Annotated in this window: 16 protein-coding genes; 12 read left to right on the top strand and 4 right to left on the bottom strand. The window is 63.5% G+C overall.

From position 1 onward, the window contains the following. Window positions 1-7 precede the first annotated feature (7 nt). The 7 genes from ACZ5Y5_RS16740 (at window position 8) to ACZ5Y5_RS16710 (ending at window position 7,818) form a co-directional block, all read left to right on the top strand. A complete protein-coding gene (locus ACZ5Y5_RS16740; RefSeq protein ID WP_464811602.1) occupies window positions 8-2,092 on the top strand; it encodes a 3-hydroxyacyl-CoA dehydrogenase NAD-binding domain-containing protein in 2,085 nt (694 codons plus the stop codon). After that, window positions 2,089-3,291 carry an acyl-CoA dehydrogenase family protein gene (locus ACZ5Y5_RS16735; RefSeq protein ID WP_464811601.1) on the top strand — a complete coding sequence of 401 codons (1,203 nt, stop codon included), beginning with the start codon at window positions 2,089-2,091 and terminating at the stop codon, window positions 3,289-3,291. The genes ACZ5Y5_RS16740 and ACZ5Y5_RS16735 overlap by 4 nt, the downstream gene beginning before the upstream one ends. Then, window positions 3,284-4,327, top strand: coding sequence for a phosphotransferase family protein (locus tag ACZ5Y5_RS16730; RefSeq protein WP_464811600.1), 1,044 nt, complete (start codon window positions 3,284-3,286; stop codon window positions 4,325-4,327). The genes ACZ5Y5_RS16735 and ACZ5Y5_RS16730 overlap by 8 nt, the downstream gene beginning before the upstream one ends. Further along, window positions 4,324-5,364 (top strand): alpha/beta fold hydrolase, encoded by a 1,041-nt coding sequence (locus ACZ5Y5_RS16725; RefSeq protein WP_464811634.1) that lies wholly within the window; start codon window positions 4,324-4,326, stop codon window positions 5,362-5,364. Before ACZ5Y5_RS16730 ends, ACZ5Y5_RS16725 begins: the two co-directional genes overlap by 4 nt. Next, window positions 5,361-6,224: a TIM barrel protein gene (locus tag ACZ5Y5_RS16720; protein ID WP_464811599.1), complete on the top strand. Its 864-nt coding sequence runs from the start codon at window positions 5,361-5,363 to the stop codon at window positions 6,222-6,224. The genes ACZ5Y5_RS16725 and ACZ5Y5_RS16720 overlap by 4 nt, the downstream gene beginning before the upstream one ends. 179 nt (window positions 6,225-6,403) lie before the next feature. Then, a complete protein-coding gene (locus ACZ5Y5_RS16715) occupies window positions 6,404-6,610 on the top strand; it encodes a ferredoxin (protein WP_464811598.1) in 207 nt (68 codons plus the stop codon). Further along, window positions 6,607-7,818: a cytochrome P450 gene (locus tag ACZ5Y5_RS16710; RefSeq protein ID WP_464811597.1), complete on the top strand. Its 1,212-nt coding sequence runs from the start codon at window positions 6,607-6,609 to the stop codon at window positions 7,816-7,818. Before ACZ5Y5_RS16715 ends, ACZ5Y5_RS16710 begins: the two co-directional genes overlap by 4 nt. Here the strand turns inward: ACZ5Y5_RS16710 and ACZ5Y5_RS16705 are convergent. Both ACZ5Y5_RS16705 and ACZ5Y5_RS16700 read right to left on the bottom strand, forming a co-directional pair. Further along, window positions 7,793-8,680 carry a helix-turn-helix domain-containing protein gene (locus ACZ5Y5_RS16705; RefSeq protein ID WP_464811596.1) on the bottom strand — a complete coding sequence of 296 codons (888 nt, stop codon included), beginning with the start codon at window positions 8,678-8,680 and terminating at the stop codon, window positions 7,793-7,795. The genes ACZ5Y5_RS16710 and ACZ5Y5_RS16705 overlap by 26 nt on opposite strands. After that, entirely contained in the window at window positions 8,677-9,546 is an 870-nt protein-coding gene (locus ACZ5Y5_RS16700; protein WP_464811595.1) for a helix-turn-helix domain-containing protein, read from the bottom strand. The genes ACZ5Y5_RS16705 and ACZ5Y5_RS16700 overlap by 4 nt, the downstream gene beginning before the upstream one ends. A gap of 125 nt (window positions 9,547-9,671) precedes the next feature. Here ACZ5Y5_RS16700 and ACZ5Y5_RS16695 point away from each other — a divergent pair, with 125 nt between their 5' ends. The 5 genes from ACZ5Y5_RS16695 (at window position 9,672) to ACZ5Y5_RS16675 (ending at window position 16,010) form a co-directional block, all read left to right on the top strand. After that, window positions 9,672-11,393 (top strand): methylmalonyl-CoA mutase family protein, encoded by a 1,722-nt coding sequence (locus tag ACZ5Y5_RS16695; RefSeq protein ID WP_464811594.1) that lies wholly within the window; start codon window positions 9,672-9,674, stop codon window positions 11,391-11,393. 5 nt (window positions 11,394-11,398) lie between these two features. Beyond that, complete coding sequence (locus ACZ5Y5_RS16690; protein ID WP_464811593.1) at window positions 11,399-11,827, top strand: cobalamin B12-binding domain-containing protein; 429 nt, start codon at window positions 11,399-11,401, stop codon at window positions 11,825-11,827. Beyond that, entirely contained in the window at window positions 11,827-12,789 is a 963-nt protein-coding gene (meaB, locus tag ACZ5Y5_RS16685) for a methylmalonyl Co-A mutase-associated GTPase MeaB (protein WP_464811592.1), read from the top strand. The genes ACZ5Y5_RS16690 and meaB overlap by 1 nt, the downstream gene beginning before the upstream one ends. After that, window positions 12,786-13,409: an EthD domain-containing protein gene (locus tag ACZ5Y5_RS16680; protein ID WP_464811591.1), complete on the top strand. Its 624-nt coding sequence runs from the start codon at window positions 12,786-12,788 to the stop codon at window positions 13,407-13,409. The genes meaB and ACZ5Y5_RS16680 overlap by 4 nt, the downstream gene beginning before the upstream one ends. Before the next feature lie 210 nt (window positions 13,410-13,619). Further along, on the top strand, window positions 13,620-16,010 hold the full coding sequence (locus tag ACZ5Y5_RS16675; RefSeq protein ID WP_464811590.1) for a TonB-dependent receptor: 2,391 nt from the start codon (window positions 13,620-13,622) through the stop codon (window positions 16,008-16,010). A gap of 103 nt (window positions 16,011-16,113) precedes the next feature. On the opposite strand, the gene ACZ5Y5_RS16670 is transcribed toward ACZ5Y5_RS16675, so the two are convergent. Further along, entirely contained in the window at window positions 16,114-16,905 is a 792-nt protein-coding gene (locus ACZ5Y5_RS16670; RefSeq protein ID WP_464811589.1) for an SDR family NAD(P)-dependent oxidoreductase, read from the bottom strand. Between the two features lie 46 nt (window positions 16,906-16,951). Continuing rightward, complete coding sequence (locus ACZ5Y5_RS16665) at window positions 16,952-18,385, bottom strand: efflux transporter outer membrane subunit (protein ID WP_464811588.1); 1,434 nt, start codon at window positions 18,383-18,385, stop codon at window positions 16,952-16,954. Window positions 18,386-18,389: the final 4 nt, after the last annotated feature.

The following is an 18,389-nucleotide window of genomic DNA, read 5'->3' as shown; positions in this document are numbered from 1 at the left end:
TCGTCCCATGTCAGAAACAGTCAGCTTCCAAACCCATGGCGCGATCGCCGAAGCGGTGATCGGCAATCCCCCCGTCAACGCGACGTCCGCCAGCGTGCGGCGGGGCTTGGCCGAAGCTATCCGTCAGCTTGAATCCGACCCAGCTCTCCAAGCGCTCGTCATCCGTTGCGAGGGCAAGACCTTCATCGCAGGCGCCGACATAAAGGAATTCGGCAAGCCGATGGCCGATCCGGGCCTGCCACTGGTCATGGAAATGATGGACCATTCGCCAAAGCCGATCATCGCCGCCGTCCATGGCACGGTGCTGGGCGGCGGGCTGGAGGTGGCGCTGGCCTGTCATTATCGCATCGCTGCGCCGGGCACGAAATTCGGCTTTCCGGAGGTGAAGCTGGGCCTGATGCCGGGTGGGGGCGGCACGCAGCGGACGCCGCGTCTCGCTGGCCTCGCCACCGCGATCAAGCTGGTGACGGAGGGCAATCAGATCGGCACCGACGATGCGTTGAAGTCCAACCTGATCGATGCTGTCGCTACAGGAGGCGATCTGGCGGCGGAGGCGCGCGCCTTTGCCGAGGGACTGGTGGCGGAGGGCAAGGGGCCGCGAAGTTCCTCCACCCTGTCCATGCCCGCGGACGATCCGGCGCTGTTCGACGAAGCCCGCAAGACCGTGGCGAAGAAGATGCGCGGGCAGACCGCGCCCTTGCGCGCGCTGGACGCGATGCGGCTCGGCTATGAATTGCCGTTCGATGAGGCCGTTCGCCAAGAACTCGCCATCTTCCGTGAGTGCATGCACGGCGCTCAGTCCAAGGCGCTGCGTCACATGTTCGCTGCCGAACGCGAAGTCGCGCGCATCCCCGGTCTGGCAGCGGATGTCCTAACCCGTCCCGTCGAGCGGGTGGGCGTGATCGGCCTTGGCGTCATGGGCCGGGGCATCGTCATGGCGCTGGCGAGCGCGGGCCTTCCGGTCGTCGCGGTCGGGCTGGATGAGGACAATATTGCAGCCGCCATGAAAGCTATCACGAAAATGTGGTCCTCTTCGGTCGCCAAGGGCAGCATGTCGCAGGAGGCGATGGACAAGCGAATGGCGCTGATCACGACCAGCGACGATCCGCGGGACTTGTCGGTGGTCCAACTGGTGATCGAGGCGGTGACCGAGGATCTGGAGATCAAGAAGGCCGTCTTCGCCAAGCTGGGCGAAGTGACGCCTGCCGGCACGATCCTGGCGTCCAACACCAGCTTCCTCAACATCGACACCCTGGCGGAGGCGTCGGGCAGGGCGGAGGATGTGTGCGGCATGCACTTCTTCAATCCCGCCCATGTCATGCGCCTGTTGGAAAATGTCCGCGCGGCGAAGACCGATCCGGAAGTTGTCGCCACGATCATGGCGCTCGGCAAGCGGATCGGGAAGCTGTCTGTCCTGTCGGGCGTATGCGATGGCTTCATCGTCAACCGCATGCTGTCCAAGCGGTCACGCGAGGGTTTCTTCCTGGTGGAGGAAGGCGCAAAGCCGGCCGATATCGACAAGGTGCTGCTGTCCTACGGTTTCCCCATGGGGCCGTTCGCGTTGGGCGATCTGGCCGGGCTCGACGTGCAGGCGGCCGCGCGCAAGGCCCGCGCAGCGACGGCGACGGAGCGCGAACTGCGCGCCGACTTCCCCGAACAGATGGTCGCCGCCGGGCGGTTGGGGCAAAAGACGGGCTCTGGCTGGTACAGCTATGACGAGAACCGCAAGGCCAGCGCCAACCCGCTGACCGACGAGATGATCGCCGCGCATGCCGAGCAGCATGGCCTTTCCCTGCGCGAGATTGGCGAGGACGAAATTCGCGAGCGGCTGCTCTACGCCATGGTCAATGAGGGCGCGAAGCTGCTGAGCGAGGGCATCGTTCCCCGGCCGCATGAGATCGATGTGGCGCTGGTGAACGGGCTTGGCTGGCCGAGCTACACCGGCGGGCCGATGCACTGGGCGGACCAGATCGGCCTCGACAAGGTGCTGGCGAGGATAGAGGCGTTCCGTGCCGAGCAGGGCGATGCCTATTGGACGCCCGCGCCGTTGCTGGAGCAATATGCGCGTGAGGGCAGGGGCTTTTACGCATGAGCTACGAGCCCAACGCCAAGACCGCCGACCTGCTCGCCCGGCTGCGCGCCTTCATGGACGCGCACATCTATCCCAATGAGAAGCGCTATTATGAAGAGGTCGCGACCGGCGACCGCTGGGCGCATGTCACACTGGTCGACGAGCTGAAGCCGCTTGCGAAGGAAGCGGGGCTGTGGAACCTCTTCCTGCCCGAGAGCACGCATGGCGCGGGGCTCACCAACCTCGAATATGCGCCGCTGTGCGAGGAGATGGGCAGGGTCCATTGGTGCCCCGCGGTCTTCAACTGCGCTGCGCCCGATACCGGCAATATGGAAACGCTGGAGCGGTTCGGGACGGAGGAGCATAAGGAACGCTGGCTGAAACCCATGCTGGCGGGCGAGATGCGTTCGGCCTTTGCCATGACGGAGCCGCAGGTCGCATCTTCGGACGCGACCAATATCGAAAGCTCGATCGTGCGCGACGGCGATGATTATATCATCAACGGCCGCAAATGGTGGATTTCCGGCATGGGCGAGGCGGACTGCGCGCTCATGATCTTCATGGGCAAGACCGATCCCAGTGCGCCAAAGCACAAGCAGCAGTCGATGATCCTGGTGCCGCGCGACACGCCCGGCATCACGGTGCTGCGGCCGATGACCGTGCTCGGCTATGATGACGCGCCGCACGGGCATATGGAGATATTGTTCGAAAATGTCCGGGTGCCGGCCTCCAACATGCTGCTGGGCGAAGGCCGCGGTTTCGAAATCGCGCAGGCGCGGCTGGGGCCGGGACGCATCCATCACTGCATGCGCATGATCGGCATGGCAGAACGGGCGCTGGAAGCCATGTGCCGCCGCGTGAAGTCGCGCGTCGCCTTCGGCAAGCCGCTTGCCGAACAGGGCGTCATCATCGAACGTATCGCCAACAGCCGCATCATGATCGATCAGGCGCGCCTGCTGACGCTGCACGCGGCGCACCGCATGGACACGGTCGGCAACAAGGTGGCGAAGGCGGAGATCGCGATGATCAAGGTCGCCGCGCCCAACATGGCCTGTCAGGTCATCGACTGGGCGATGCAGGCCCATGGCGCGGCGGGGATCAGCCAGGATTTCTTCCTCGCGAGCTACTATGCCCACGCCCGCAAGATCCGCTTCGCCGATGGTCCGGACGAGGTGCACCGCCATCAGCTGGGCCGCCTCGAACTGGCGAAATATGACTGACGTCCGCACGCTCGACACGACGCGTCTGGCGCTTTGGCTGTGCGATCATGTGCCGGGCGCGGACGGGGAGATCAGCGCGGAGAAGTTCGCGGGCGGGCAGTCCAACCCCACCTATTTGCTGTCGGTGGATGGGCAGCCGCGCTTCGTTCTGCGCCGCAAGCCCGATGGGGTGCTGCTCCCCTCAGCCCATGCGATCGAGCGCGAATATCGGGTGACCGATGCGCTCAAGGACAGCGCCGTGCCCGTCGCCCGTCCGCTCGCGCTGTGCGAGGATGCGAGCATCGTCGGCACGCCATTCTTCGTGATGAACTATGCGGAGGGGCGCAATTTCTGGGACGCCCGCCTTCCGGACCTGAGCCCCGGCGAGCGCGGGGCCGTCTATGACGAAATGAACCGGGTTCTGGCCGCGCTCCATGCCATCGATCCGGCTGATGTGGGCCTCTCGGATTATGGCAAGCCCGGCAATTATTTCGCCCGGCAGGCGGGCCGCTGGACGAAGCAATACCGTGCCACCGAAACCCAACGGATCGAGGTGATGGAGCGGCTGATCGAATGGTTGCCCGCCAATGATCCCGGCCTTGAAGCCAGCCGCATCGTCCATGGCGATTATCGCAATGACAATATCATCTTCGCGGAAGGCGAACCCCGCATCATTGCGGTCCTCGACTGGGAGCTTTCGACGCTCGGCCATCCGCTCGCCGACCTTGCCCAGCACGTCATGGCCTGGCGCGTGCCGAAGGAAGGCTATCGCGGCCTGTCAGATGCGGACCTGCCCGCGCTCGGCATTCCGAGTGAGGCCGAGTATCTCCGTACCTATGCGGAGCGCAGCGGCGCGGGGGCCATCGATCCGGCTCATTGGCGCTACGCCCTCACGCTCGCCATGTTCCGCAATGCGGCCATCCGCCAGGGCGTCTATCACCGCGCCATCAGCGGCAATGCGTCCAGCGAAGCCGCCGCGGTCCATGGCGCCCGCGCAGGCGAGATTGCAGGCCTCGCGTGGCGGATCGCCTGTGGAGAGGAGGGCGCTTGCCTGTGAAGGAACAGCGGATCGACGTCGGCGGCTATCGCCTGCGCGCGGTGGAACAGGGGGAGGGGCCACTCGTCCTCATGATCCACGGCTTTCCGGGTCTGGCCTGGTCGTGGCGGCATCAGATGGCTCCGCTGGCGGAGGCGGGCTATCGGGCGGTCGCCATTGACAGCCTGGGCTATGGTGGCAGTGACCGCCCCAGCGATCCGGCCGCTTATGCGTCCGACCGCATGCAGGACTATCTGATCGCCCTGCTTGACCATTATGGCGCACAGAGAGCCGTCATTGTCGGCCAAGATTTCGGTGCGCAATATGCCTGGAACCTCGCCGTCCGTGCGCCTGATCGGGTTGCGGGCCTGATCGCCACCATCCCCTATGATTATGACCTGGCAGGCCGCGCGATGTTGGGCAGCGCGCCGCGCTACCCCGCCGATGCTCCGGCTCAACCGGAAGCCTCCTCGCCCGACCACCTGCCTAGCGAGCGCTTCGCCGCGATGGCGCACGAGCATTTTGTTCATTTCCATTATTTCCAGCAGATCGGTCCTGCAGAGCGCGAACTGGCGGAGAATGCCCGCGAATTTCTAGCGCGCCTTTTCTACGCTCTCTCGTCAAAGGGTGACTTGTGGAGCTGGAAGACGGCGTCCTCGATCGGGAGCGGCTATCTCGACGTACTGCCACCAGCGCCGCCGCTCCCTTGGCCGTGGCTGAGCGAGGGCGAGTTCGACCGCTTCGTTGCCGAATATGTCGACGCCGAACCAATGCTGCGCTTCATCGGCGGGCTCAACAGTTACCGCACCGCCGACGCGAACTGGACGAGCGGGGAGCGTTGGGCGGATCATGATGTCGAGACGCCGACGCTGTTCCTCTATGGCGCGAAGGACCCGTCCTTCGGTTTCTTCCCTGAGTGGGAAGAGAGATTGAAGCGGCGCGTCCCCGGCCTTCGCGACATTATCGCCATTCCCGAAGCCGGTCACTTCCTCCAGCAGGAACAGCCGCAAGCCTTCAACAAGGCGCTGCTGGATTTTGTCGCGGAAGTCAGCCGGTGACCGGCGCGCTGCGTCTCGCGGGCCATCTGGGCCTTAGCGCGCCGGACAAGCCGTTGCTTGCGCATCTTGGCCGTTCGGCCGACCCGGTGGATCAGGTTGATGCCCTGGCCGATCACGGCTTTGCCGGCTTGCAGGATTTGTTCCTGAAGCTTCGGCCTGCGGAGGAGCAGGCGGCTCTCGCCAGCCATATGGCCCGTCGCGGCCTTGCCCTGACCAATTTGGGGGCTGATCCCCTGCATTGGAACAAGCCGTTCTGGAGCGCGGGGGATGAGTCCGGGCGCGACGCCGTGCGGGCCAGCGTCGCGTTGAGCGGTAGCCTTTCCGAACGTTTCGGCGGAACCGCGGCGGTGTGCGTGGCAGGGCTGGATCCGGATCGTTCCGTCAAGGAACAGATCGCAGCGATGACCGAAAATCTGAAGCGCAACGCCGAAATCGCGGAGCAGCACGGCCTGATGCTTCTGGTCGAGCCGATCGCCGAAAAGCGTATCCCCGGCCTGCTTCTCAACCGGCTGGAGGACGGGGTCGACATGGTGCGCGCTGTTGCCATGCCTTCGGTGCGCTTGATGTTCGACACCGGCCATGTCGCAATGATGGGCCATGATGTGCCGTCCGCTCTCGCCGCGTGCGCGCAGGATATCGGCCTGATCCAGTTTGCCGATGTACCCGCCGGGACAAGTGATCGCGTCGATCCCGGCCTTGGCCAGCTCGATTGGACGGCGATCCTGCGCCAGATATCGGATCAGCACTATGACGGACTGGCCGAGCTGGAATTTGAGCCGGTCGATGCCACGGCGGATGGCGAGGCAAGGATGTTGGAGCGCTTGAGCGGAATATTCACTCAGCACCCCCGTTCGTCCTGAGCCTGTCGAAGGACGCGCGCGAACTCCGACAGGCTCGGCCCGACGGCGTCGCTGGCCGGATGGTTGATGTGGATGTCTTGATAGGCTCCTAATAGCAGAATCTGCTCCTATCGCGCCATGGGACTCCTTCGCACGGCCTGATAAAAACGCGGTAACAACCCATCAGGAGAGTATGCCCGATGCGCGTGATCGCGAACATGAATGTCTGTCAGGGTCATGCCCGATGTGAAGACCTCTGCCCGGAAGTCTTCTCGACAGATGCCGTCGAAGGAAAGGTAGTCATAGAACAGCCTGAATTTCCGCCAGAATTGGAAGAAAAGGTAAGGATGGCGGTTCGCAACTGTCCCGAAGGCGCCCTGCGCATTGCGAAAGGGATGAGTTCATGAGCTTCTATCCGCAATCGCCGGATCATGTTCCGTCAGATCTGATCGTGGACTTCGACTTTTTCGAAGTGCCTGCGGATGTGTCCGATCCCGTCGATATCTGGCACGGGCTGGTGCGGCGGGGCGCGCCGCCGATTTTCTACACGCCGCGAAACGGCGGGCATTGGGTGTTCCTGCGCTACGGCGATATTGCCGAGGCGTATCGGAACCACGAGATATTTTCGACGCACAAGGCGCAGATACCGCCGCTGGAGCCTTATCCAGTGCTTCAGCCCAATGGCGTGGACCCGCCGCAGCATGACGTATTTCGCAAGATCCTGGCGCCGATGTTCACGCCGCTTGCCGTTCGGCGGATGACCGAAGGGCTGCAGCATCGTGCAGAGGGTTTGATTTCCGGTTTCGCGGACAGGGGAGGATGCGACTTTGTAAAGGAGTATGCCGCCAAATTCCCGACCGGCACCTTCCTGGAACTGTTCGGCCTGCCCGAAGAACGGCTGCCCGAGTTCCTGCGTATTTCGGATACCTTCTTCCGCAGCACTGATCCGGATGTCAGAGCGGCGAACCTGCTGGAAATCTACGAGGTGCTGGAGGAACTGTTCCGCGAAAAGGAACGCAATCCTGGCAATGATATTGCATCCACCGTGGTGCAGTCACGCGATGCAGACGGCAATCCTTTCCCCTGGACCGACATTATCAATTGCGGCTTTCTGCTGTTCGTTGCCGGTCTGGATACAGTCACCAACACCATGGCCTATGTCTGGCGTTATCTCGCGACTTCGGCGGATGCACGCCAGAAGTTCCGCGATCGGCTGGACGATCCATCCGCGTTCCTGCTCGCGATCGAAGAACTGATGCGGATCAACGCGGTTTCCAACATCTATCGCCGCGTGACGCATGATTGCGAGTTCAAGGGCGTGCAGTTCCGCCGCAATGATCGCATAGTCCTGCCAAACACGGTGGCGAACCGCGACCAGTCGATATTCAAGGAACCGCAGACGATCGACCTGGATCGCAAGGTGAACAATCATGTCACCTTCGGCCTTGGCCCCCATCGCTGTATCGGATCGCACCTCGCCAAGCGGGAAATCATGATTTCCCTTCAGGAATGGCTGCGGCAAATTCCGGAGTTCGAGCTGGACCCGGATCAGGAGGCTGACTCGATCTTCGGCGGCCCGGTGATGGGCTTTACGTCGCTGAAACTTCGTTGGTGAGAGCGGCGGAGCGCTGACGATATTCGCGGGGCGACAGTCCGGTCGCCCTGCGAAATGCGCGGGCGAAGCTGTTGCCGTGGGCAAAGCCCGCCTGCTCGGCCACCTGCTTCATCGGCACGTCCGCATCCGCCAGCAGCAGCTTCGCCTGTTCGATCCGGTAGGTTTCGAGATAGGCGGATATCGTCTTGCCGGTGAGAGCGATGAACTGGCGGTGCAGGTGGCGCGGGCTGATCCCGCACAGAGCCGCCAGTTCGGCGACGCCGGGCATCGGCGCGCCTGCTTCGATCCGTTCCCGCACACGGCGGAATTGCCAGGGCGCAAGGCGGCTTGCGGTGGATGCCCCGGCGGCCTGGTGGAACACGCGGCGCAACTCCACACCCACCAGTTGGAATAGCGCCTCCATTGCCTCGGGCGAGCGGTCCAGCGGGTTGATCAACTCACGATGGGCCAGCCGCATCAGGCTGCGCAGCGCCTCGTTGCGGATGTTGAGCAAGCCTTGCAGGAAAGGCAGCGACGGCTCGCCCGCGCCCATGATCGCGCGGCCATGTTCATCATCGAACACACAGCGGATGACGCGGATTTGTCGCCCTTCCGAACGACCACCGATCGCGATCCCCGGATGGCGCACGAACAGCGCGCCCATGAAGCAGCGGCGGTCAGGATCGATATCCGGAAAATAAGCTGACGCATCGGCGGACATGGGAGGCAGCGACATTTCCAGCATCAGTTGGTGCTCGGTGCGTTCAAAGCTGATCATGTCGGGCCAATGCCATTCCACCAGCTCGAACCGCCCGCCGGAAACGGACCAGGATTCGATGACCTTTGCGGTGAAGATGTCCTCCACTTTTGCCCCCTCGCTCATCGCATCAATGCCCGCCAGGCACCGGGCGGCCGCCCGGTTTCGCGGCGGAATGCGGCGGAAAAGGACGGCGCACCGGCATAGCCCAGCGCGCGCGCAATGTCCTCGATCGATCCATGTTCCTCCGCCAGCATGGCCTTGGCCCGTTCGATGCGTCGGCGGCGGATCGCGGCACCGGGGCTGACGCCGGTCGATTGGTGGAAGCAGCGGATGAAATGATCCCGGCTAAGTCCGCAGCGTTCCGCCATCGCGTCGAGCGATGGCGCTGCGCCCGGCGCGTCGATCATCGCAAGGGCGAGGCGAAGCGCGCGGGCAGAAAGGCCGCCCCGCCGTCTGGCGGCACGATGCGCCGCCTCCTGAAGAAAGCGGCCGAGGTCTAGCAGCAGCAGCGTGACAATCGCCTCCGCAACCTTGGCGCTGTCGGGCGCGGGATGCTCTACCTCCGCCGCCAGCCGCAGCATGGCTTCTTCGATCGAGGGAGCGTGCATGTCGAAACAGGCGCTGAGCGTCGCGTCGTCGAAGGATATGCCCGCGAGCGCAGGCGCAATGCGCGTGTCCTCGAACCGGATGCGGAGCGTGTCGAACGCGCCTTGCGCCACATGAAATTCCATCGGCACCCGCGCGGGGCGCAGCGCCAATGCGCCCATACGCGCGAACGGCCGCCGGGGGTCGCCCGCGATCCGTCCTTCCGATCCTGTCAGCAGGCGGGAAAGGCCGAGCATGAGAACCGACTGCGGCTCCATCATCCGCACTGTTTCTTCCCTAACCTCCGGAAAGGCGCACAATTCGATGACGGCGCCTTCGACGCGCAGCGAACGCCGCACCACATCGGCATTTTGCCGCGCCTGCTGGATGGAGATGGCGTTCATAGCCGTCGCTTATCATATCATGCGAAATATTACGAGATCATGCGACAATCATGCAGCTTCCTCGCGTCCCTGCTTGAGCAGGCGGGCGGGCGGCAGATAGCAATAGGGGCAAGGAGAGTGCCCCTATGAATCGCCCGACCGGACCCATCATCCCTGCCAGCGACGAGATCGCGCAGGAAGAAGCCCGCTGGCAGCAGGAAACTCGCGGCCCCGCCATGGGCGGGCGGCCCGAACGCCGCGATGCCTTCGTCACGCAGGCGCTGAAATGGCCAATAAAGCCGCTCTACACGCCTGCGGATCTGGACGCGGTTGGCTTTGACTATATGGCCGACTTGGGATTTCCCGGCGAATATCCCTACACCCGGTCCACCCGGCCCAACGGCCACCGCACCGATTTCTGGACGATGACCCAGGTCACCGGCTTCGGCAAGGGCGAGGATTGGGCCAAGCGCGCCCGCTATATGTTGGATCAGGGGCTGTCCGGCCTCATCCTGGAATATGACCTCGCCACCACTAACGGCTATGACAGCGATGATCCGATCGTCGAGGGCGAAGTGGGCCGCGCGGGCATGGCGCTCGACAGCCTGGAAGATCTGGAAAAGGCCTTCGATCTCCCCTTCGACAAGCTCAAATATCTGATGAGCGTGTGCAACGCCCCGCAGCCGGTGAACCTCGCCATGATCATCGCCGCGCTGGAGAAGAAAGGCGTCGATCCAAAGGACTTCGTCCTCCACATCGTCAACGGCATCTTGATCGAATATACCTGCGTCGGCCGCTACATATACCCGCCTGAACATGGATTGCGGATCGCCACCGATTGCATCGAATATATCATCCGCAATCATCCCAATTGGGCGCCGATCTCGATCATCTCGGCCCAGCTCCAGCCCGCCAAGGCCAATCCGGTGCAGGAGATTGCCTATTCGCTGGCCATCGCCTGCGCCTACATCGACGCGGTGCTGGAGCGCGGGCTCGATATCGACACGGTCGCGCCCTACATCAATCACTTCGTCGTCAATGTGGACATGGATTTCTTCGAAGGCGTCTGCAAGCTGCGCGCCTTCCGCAAATGCTGGGCGCGCTTGATGAAGGAACGCTACGGCGCGTCCAAGCCCGAAGCGCTCAAGATCCGCATGATGACGTCCCCGACCACGATCGCGCTCACCCTCCAGCAGCCGCTCAACAATATCGCGCGGCTGGGCATCATGGCGACTGCCTGCGCGCTTGGCGGGGCGGGGGAGGCGATGACGACGCCCCTCTATGATGAGGCCCATGCGCTCCCAGCCGAAAACGCCATCCGCGTCGGAGCTGCGATCCAGCATATCGTCGCGCATGAAACGGGCGTCGCCGAGACGATCGATCCGCTCGCGGGCTCCTATTATGTCGAGACGCTGACCAAGCAGATGGAAGACGCCGCTTTCGCCGAAATGGACAAGATCTTTGCCATGGGCGGCGCGGTGAAAGCCATTGAGACCGGCTATATCCAGCGCGCCCTTGGCCGTGAACAATATGAGCGCAACAAGGACGTGGAGGAAGGCCGTCGCAAATGGGTCGGCGTCAACCACCTCACCCGGCCGGAGGAAGAGCGGGAGATCGAAATCTTCCGCCTCGACGAAGCGATGGAGGAGGAGCAGATTCGCAAGGTCCGCGACCTGCGCGCCCGCCGCGACCAGCCCGCCGTCGACGCCGCGCTGGAGAAAGTCCGCGAAGCCGCCCGCAGCGGCGCGAACATGGTGCCGCCCTGCCTCGAAGCGGTGAAGCTTTACGCCACGCACGGCGAAATCTGCAACGCGATGCGCGACGTCTTCGGCGTCCACAGCGCCGACAGCCAGTTGATGGGAATCTGACCAGCATGACCAATTTCACTAAACGCCCGCTGCGCGTCCTGCTGGCGAAGCTCGGCATGGACACGCACACGGTTGGTGTGACCGTCATCGGTCACGCCCTGCGCGAAGCGGGGATGGAGGTCATTTTCACCGGCCTCAAGCAGACCCCGGAAATGGTCTGCGCGGCCGCGATCCAGGAGGATGTGGACGTGGTCGGCATCTCCACCCTGTCGGCAGGCCACACCCGCAGCCTGCCCAAGCTCGCCCGCCTGTTGCAGGAGGCAGGCGCGGGCGACAAGCTGCTGGTCGCGGGCGGCGTGATCCCCGAAGAGGACAAACCGCTGCTGGAAGCGGCCGGGGTCGATCGCATCTTCACCATGGGTTCGGACACGCGTGACATTGTCGCCTATCTCGAAAGCTGGTGGGCGGCACGGCTGGCGGAGGACGCCGCCTGATGCTCCGCACCCCGGCGGAGGTCGCGCAGCGGCTGCTGGCCGGAGAGGTGGGCGCAGGCGCTCGCGCCATCCGCTGGCTGGATGACCGCGACCCGCGCGGTGCGGAGGTGCTCGCCGCCATCTACCCGCAGACCGGCCGTGCGCAGGTGGTTGGCGTCACCGGCCCGCCCGGCGCTGGCAAGTCCACCCTTACCGATGTGCTCGTCGCCGAATGGCGCAAGCGGGGCCAGCGGGTGGGCGTCATCGCCGTCGATCCGTCCAGCCCGTTCACCGGCGGAGCGATCCTCGGCGACCGGGTGCGCATGAGCCGCCATGCGCTCGACCCCGGCGTCTTCATCCGTTCGCTCGGCACGCGTGGGCAGGCGGGCGGGCTGTCGCGTTCGACGCAGGACGCCTGCCTGATCTTCGACGCGATGGGCTATGACATCGTCCTCGTCGAAACGGTCGGCGTAGGTCAGGACGAGATCGATGTCGTCAACCTGGCCCACACCACTGTCATCGTCGCCGTGCCCGGCCTTGGCGACGAGATACAGGCGGTCAAGGCGGGCCTGATGGAAGCGGGCGATATCTTCGTCGTCAACAAGGCGGATCGCGACGGTTATGACGCCACCCATCGCCAGATGGAGTTGATGCTGCACCTGCGCGCCCAGGCGGTCGCGGACCTGCGCTGGGACGTCCCGCTGCTCCGCGCCGTCGCGGCGAAGGGTGAGGGGGCGGAGGCGATCGTCGATGCCATCGCGATGCACCGGTCTTTTCTGGAGCAGGAAGGCGACTTCGCGAACCGCAGCCGCCTGCGTGCGCGGGAACAGGTGCTGTCGCTGGTACGCGACGCGCTGGCGGCTCGCGCCTTGGCTATGTCCGGCGACGCGATCCTCCAGCAGGTCGAGATGCGCCGACTTGATCCCTATGCCGCCGCCGACCGCATCCTATCCGCCCTTTCAGAAAAGAGTGCCGCAGCATGACGAAATCGATCTGCGCCCTGACGCACAAGCCGGGCAGCACGCGCGATCAATTCCAGACCTATTATGAGGAAAGTCATGCTCCACTGGCGATCAGTCATTTCCCCTTTTCCGGCTATGCGCGCAATCATGTGACAGGCACGGCGGATTTCCGCTGGGATACCATCAGCGAATTTTGGGCCGACGATATTCAGGCCGCCGCCGCCCTGATGGCTGGGCCGATCGGCAAGATCATGGCCGCCGATGAGGAGCGGTTCATGAACCGGCCGATGATCGCATCAGCCGGGGCGGAGGAGGTCATCCTGTCGCAGGGGGATCGCGCCAGTAGCGATGGGAGCCGCACCGCGATTCTCATTCAGGGGATAGCCGGCGATGACGCTGCGCGGCTCAGCCTGCTGGAATGGGCGGGCAGCTTTGCCCACGAGCTGCCGGGTGTTGCGGTGGATTTCACCAGCGGGTGGACGGAACTGGCTTTCCCTGGCGAGGCCGTGCTTTGGCTACCGGGGTGGCATGACGGATTGTCTGCGCCCGCAGGTCTCTCCGCTCATATCTTGCATGTCCGCTATGTGGAAACGCCCGCATCGCAGCTTTTGGGCAACCGCGCTGCGTGCCGCCCTGCGTGATATATGCAACTAGCGTAGCATTGAAGATAATAAAATACGCAGATCGCGACTGACCGCTTGAAGTAAGCGATATGTGCGACTAAGGGAGCCCAATCGGACATGAAAAGCCATGTCCGCAGGCGTCGCATGTTTTTTCCGGTGAAGTGCGTCCAGATAAGCATAAGAAGCCGGGACTGTTAGCGATAAACAGCCATGTGTTGGGAGGATGTAATGAAGTCTATGTTGCTGGCCGGTGTGGCGGCTATTCTGGTTCCCTTTTCGGTTTCGGCGCAGGCTCAGGACCAGTCCTCGGGCACTGCTGCTCAGGAACAGGGGACCAATCTCGGCGACATCGTTGTGACTGCGCGCCGCTCTGCGGAAACGCTGCAGGACGTGCCCGTCGCCGTCACCGCGCTTGGCGGTGATTTCATCGAGCGGCAGAATATTTCCGATCCGACCGATGTGCCGAACTTCGCGCCGAACATCACGATCGAACAGCAGCCGTCCAGCCTTTCGGCCGCGACCATCTATATCCGCGGCATCGGCAATAACGAACCGTCGGCCGTGTCCGAACAGGGCGTGGGTGTCTATCTCGACGGCGTCTATCTGGCGCGCGCGGCTGGCGCGGTGTTCGACCTGATCGACCTGGAGCGTATCGAAGTGCTGCGCGGCCCGCAGGGTACGCTGTTCGGTCGCAACACCATCGGCGGCGCGCTGCAGCTGATCACGAAAAAGCCCGCCAATGACATGCATGTCACGGCGAAGGCGGGTTACGGCCGTTTCAACGAATGGTACGCCCGCGCACGGCTCGACACCGGCTATATCATCGGTGACGCCATCAAGGCTTCTATCGCTTACCAGCACCGCCAGGGCGATGGCTATGTGAACAATACGCTTACCCCCTCGTCGCAGGATCCGGGCTCGCTCAACGCTGAATCCATTGCGGTCGGCCTGCAAGGCGACTTTGGCGATGTCACGGTCAACTATAATTTCGACTATGATGATCGCCGCGGCACCCCGGCTTTCTTCCAGATCGTCGCTGCCACCCCGCTGGCCCAGAATTACTATTCGCAGTCGCCCAATTATGGCGGCGCGCCTTTCCTGGTCAGCACGGAACGGCAGGGCACTGTCCAGCAGGCGGGCTTCACCGATCGCAACGGCAATTTCCGTTATGGCAGCAAAACCCGTGTGCAGGGCCATGGCCTTACCATCAGCTATGACGCCACTCCGGAACTGACGCTCAAGTCGATCACCGGCTACCGCAAGTTCTTCCAGGATACGATCCTGAACCTGTCGGGTAACGGCACGCTGCGTGGTCCGGTTGTGGACTTTACCTCGCCGACGCTGGTTTCGATCCAGGATGTCGTGCCTTATACCGGCAACAACGCGCCGCAAAAACAGTGGCAGTTCAGCCAGGAATTCCAGGCGCTCGGGAAGGTAGGTGACTTCAACTACCTGCTCGGCATGTATTATTTCTACGAAAAATCGTCGGAATCCAATCAGCAGGCGCTGACTATCTTGGCGCCGGTAGCTGCGCTTGATTTCTACGGTCTGCCGACAGGCACTGCCGCGGCCGTCGCGGCCGCCAACCCTGGCCTTGGAACGGTGGGCATCAATGCAACCCCGGTCCAGGCTTTCGGCGGTACCTCTCAGTCGATGGCGGTGTTCGGGCAGGTCAGCTGGCGGCCTTCGTCGCTTGACGACAAGCTCGAAGTCACGCTGGGCGGCCGCCATACAGCGGACGACAAGACCATTTATCTGGCGGGTGACGTCAATCCGGTGCAGCGCGGTCGCCGCAGCTTCGACAATTTCTCCTGGCTGGCCTCGGTCTCCTATGAGGTCATCGATGATGTGATGCTCTATGGCCGCGTATCGACGGGTTACCGTTCGGGCGGCATCAATCCGCGTGCGGGCGTCATCAACGGTTTCGAGCCGGAAAAGGCGACCGCCTATGAAGCGGGCATCAAGTCGCAGTGGTTCGACAATCGTCTGCGCCTGAACGTCGCTGGCTACATCACGGACTATGACGATCTGCAGGTTCAGCAGTTCGCGGCGGGCAGCGGCGGTGCGACCTCGCTGATCGTCAACGCGGGTAAGGTCCGGCTGTCCGGTTTCGAGGCGGAACTGACGGCTCTGCCCTTCACCGGTTTCCAGATCGACGGTTCGGTCGGCTATGTGAAGACGGACTACAAAACCTTCCTCTTCCGTGATCCGGGCACCAATACGATCGTGGATGTGGCCGATCAGGCGAAGCCGCTCTACACGCCGAAGTGGAACGTCCATCTGGGTGCCGAATATTCGCATCCGATCGGCGGCGGTGACACGCTGGTTCGCCTGCGTGGTGACTATTCCTACCGCACCAAGATCTACTTCAACGCGCTGAACAACACCGCGCCCTTCAACGAAAACATCGTCTCGCCCAGCCAGACCAACGTGAAGGCGCGTCTGTCGGTCGAAGGCATCGACATGGGCGGCGGCAAGCTGGACGTCGGCGTGTGGGGGGACAATCTGCTGAACCAGAAGCGTCTGGTTTACGGTATCGACTTCGGTGCGCTCGGTTTTGCAGGCGCGACCTTCAATAAGCCGATTTCCTACGGCGTGGACGCCAAGATCAGCTTCTAAGAGCGGGGCTGTGAAAAGGGGCGCGAAGTGATGAACTTCGCGCCCCTAATTTTTGAATTGGCTACTCAACATCCGCTCGGAGCGAACGAGGGTTAGAAATTCCTCAACTCACGGTCGATCCGCCATCGACCGCGATGCTCTGGCCGCTGATCCACTCGCCATCCGCGCTTGCCAGGTGCGCGACCATCGCGGCGATATCCTCAACTTTGCCGAGGCGTGGAGAGCGGCCGCGCGCCAGCACTTCCTGTTGGAAGTCGGTCGGCATCGTCGCACGAATTTCGGGGGTGACGACCAGGCCCGGCATGATCGCGTTGGCGCGGATGCCCTGCTGTCCCCAGCCGCTCGCGACATGGCGCACCAGCGCATTGATCCCCGCCTTCGCCATCGCATAGCAGGGCCGCACCGGCTCGCCCACCACCGCGGCAGACGAGGACGTATAGATCATCGCGCCGCCGCCCCGTTCCAGCAGCTTGGGAAGGGCGTGGCGGGTGATGCGCAGCATGCCCTTGAGGTTCACGTCCAGCGTGCGTTCCAGCACCTCGTCGGACACCGTGAGAACATCGCTGTCCGTCATCAACACGCGCAGGTCCGCGAAATTGGCATGCACCGCATCGATGCCGCCAAAGCTCTTCGCGGCCGTGTCGATCAACGCGGCGACCGAAGCGTCATCGGTGGCATCGAACTCGGCACCCAGAGCCCGGCCGCCCTGGCTTTCAATCTCTTGCACCAGGCTGTCGATCTTGTCCTTTTCACGCGCGGGCGAGGCAGCGACGACAGTCGCGCCCTCCGCCGCCAACCGCAACGCCGTGGCTCGCCCGATACCGGTGGAAGCCCCAGCGACGACGATCACCTTGTCCACCAGACGGCGGCATCCCATGGCCGAAACTGCGCTCATCCTGCCTCTCTCCTTTTATCTATTACTTATACGAAACGATATTTCTTCAGCGGACCGCCGCTTCCTCACCCTGTGCGGTCCCGGCACCCTGCCATCCAAGGCCCAACGCCTTCTGAAGACTGATGAAACTGTCGGTCAGCGCCGCCATCGCCTGCACCTTCGCCTGGGTCGCCCCCAATGCCTGACGTTGCGCAATTCTATAATTTATTCTTGAAATCGTCCCAGCCTCGCTCCGCTGCCGCGCCAATTCAGCTGCCGCTTTTGCCTGCTGCTCAGCGCGCACGAGATCCGCGAGACTTTCCCGCTGATACTGAAAACGCGATAGCGCGCCCTCTGCGTCTTGCAGAGCCGTCAGCACCGCCGCCCGATAATTGGCCGCCGCTTCGTCTCGCTGCGCCTCGGCTCCGTTGACCCGAGCGCGCGCCTTGCCGAAATCTAGGAATGTCCAGCTGATGCGCGGCACCGCCGCCACCGTGAACTTGTCGAGATCGACGAGATCCTCTGGCGACGATCCGCCCAAGCCGATCAGGCCAAGGAAGCTGATATGCGGAAAGCGCGCGGCGTCCGCCACGCCGATCCGCGCCGTCTGCGCCGCCAGCTTGCGCTCCGCCGCGCGAATGTCCGGGCGTCGTTGCAACAGCGCGGTAGGATCGCCGACCGCCACTTGCGCGGGCGGCAAGGGCAGCGGAGCGGACGGGTCGAGCAGCGCGTCGAGCGTGCCCGGCGCTGCGCCCGTCAATATTGCCAGCTTGTCCTTCAGCGCGTCGATCTCTGCTCGGACTGGGGTCAGCCGGGCGCGTGCGCCGTCGCGATCGACTTCCTGTTGCAGAAGGTCGCCGCGTGCGACCGTTCCGCGCTCAAAGCGCTGGCGGGTGAGGGCAACCTCCTCATCCTGCAGCGCGAGCGATTGCATGCCGAGGGCAAGGCGCTGCTGCCGGTCGCGCAGGTCGACATAGCTTTGGGCGACCTCTGCCGACAGGCTGACGCGGGCGTCGTCTAGGCTTGCTTCGCTTGCCGCGACATCGGCGCGTGCTGCCTCTACGGCGCGGTGCTGACCGCCGAACAGGTCCAGTTCCCAGCTGGCGTCGAAGCCCAGATTATAAAGGTCGAGCGTGGTGGCGTCGCCATCCTCCGACTGGCCGGGTAGCCGCGCCTTCGCGTAAAGGGCGGACCCGTTGATCGTCGGCAAGCCGTCGGCTTTGCGCTGGCGAAGCGTCGAGCGCGCCTGACGGATACGGGCGGCTGCCGCGTCCAGACGCGGATTGGCCGAGAGCGCCTGGTTCATCAACTGGTTGAGGATGGGGTCGTGAAGCGATGTCCACCAGGGCTGCGCTGTCTCAAGCGCACCAGTGCCCGCATCGCCCCTGATAAAACGGGGCGGGGCGGCCGGAGCTGCATCGCCCGGTCCATGATAATCGGGTCCGGCGGTGCAGGCGGCGGTCAGGAGCAGAGCGAAAGGAAGAGCGGATTTGTGGCGCATCGGC

It is taken from the genome of Sphingobium sp. TomTYG65, assembly GCF_055395525.1.
The sequence above is the reverse complement of the archived record's forward strand: the minus strand, read 5'-3'. Positions and strand labels throughout refer to the sequence as shown.

Bases quoted from the DNA above. Each gene is read 5' to 3' on its own strand.
- ACZ5Y5_RS16740 (WP_464811602.1), top strand. From the start codon at position 8: ATGTCAGAAACAGTCAGCTTCCAAACCCATGGCGCGATCGCCGAAGCG.
- ACZ5Y5_RS16735 (WP_464811601.1), top strand. From the start codon at position 2,089: ATGAGCTACGAGCCCAACGCCAAGACCGCCGACCTGCTCGCCCGGCTG.
- ACZ5Y5_RS16730 (WP_464811600.1), top strand. From the start codon at position 3,284: ATGACTGACGTCCGCACGCTCGACACGACGCGTCTGGCGCTTTGGCTG.
- ACZ5Y5_RS16715 (WP_464811598.1), top strand. From the start codon at position 6,404: ATGCGCGTGATCGCGAACATGAATGTCTGTCAGGGTCATGCCCGATGT.
- ACZ5Y5_RS16710 (WP_464811597.1), top strand. From the start codon at position 6,607: ATGAGCTTCTATCCGCAATCGCCGGATCATGTTCCGTCAGATCTGATC.
- ACZ5Y5_RS16705 (WP_464811596.1), bottom strand. From the start codon at position 8,680: ATGAGCGAGGGGGCAAAAGTGGAGGACATCTTCACCGCAAAGGTCATC.
- ACZ5Y5_RS16700 (WP_464811595.1), bottom strand. From the start codon at position 9,546: ATGAACGCCATCTCCATCCAGCAGGCGCGGCAAAATGCCGATGTGGTG.
- ACZ5Y5_RS16695 (WP_464811594.1), top strand. From the start codon at position 9,672: ATGAATCGCCCGACCGGACCCATCATCCCTGCCAGCGACGAGATCGCG.
- ACZ5Y5_RS16690 (WP_464811593.1), top strand. From the start codon at position 11,399: ATGACCAATTTCACTAAACGCCCGCTGCGCGTCCTGCTGGCGAAGCTC.
- meaB (WP_464811592.1), top strand. From the start codon at position 11,827: ATGCTCCGCACCCCGGCGGAGGTCGCGCAGCGGCTGCTGGCCGGAGAG.
- ACZ5Y5_RS16680 (WP_464811591.1), top strand. From the start codon at position 12,786: ATGACGAAATCGATCTGCGCCCTGACGCACAAGCCGGGCAGCACGCGC.
- ACZ5Y5_RS16675 (WP_464811590.1), top strand. From the start codon at position 13,620: ATGAAGTCTATGTTGCTGGCCGGTGTGGCGGCTATTCTGGTTCCCTTT.
- ACZ5Y5_RS16670 (WP_464811589.1), bottom strand. From the start codon at position 16,905: ATGAGCGCAGTTTCGGCCATGGGATGCCGCCGTCTGGTGGACAAGGTG.
- ACZ5Y5_RS16665 (WP_464811588.1), bottom strand. From the start codon at position 18,385: ATGCGCCACAAATCCGCTCTTCCTTTCGCTCTGCTCCTGACCGCCGCC.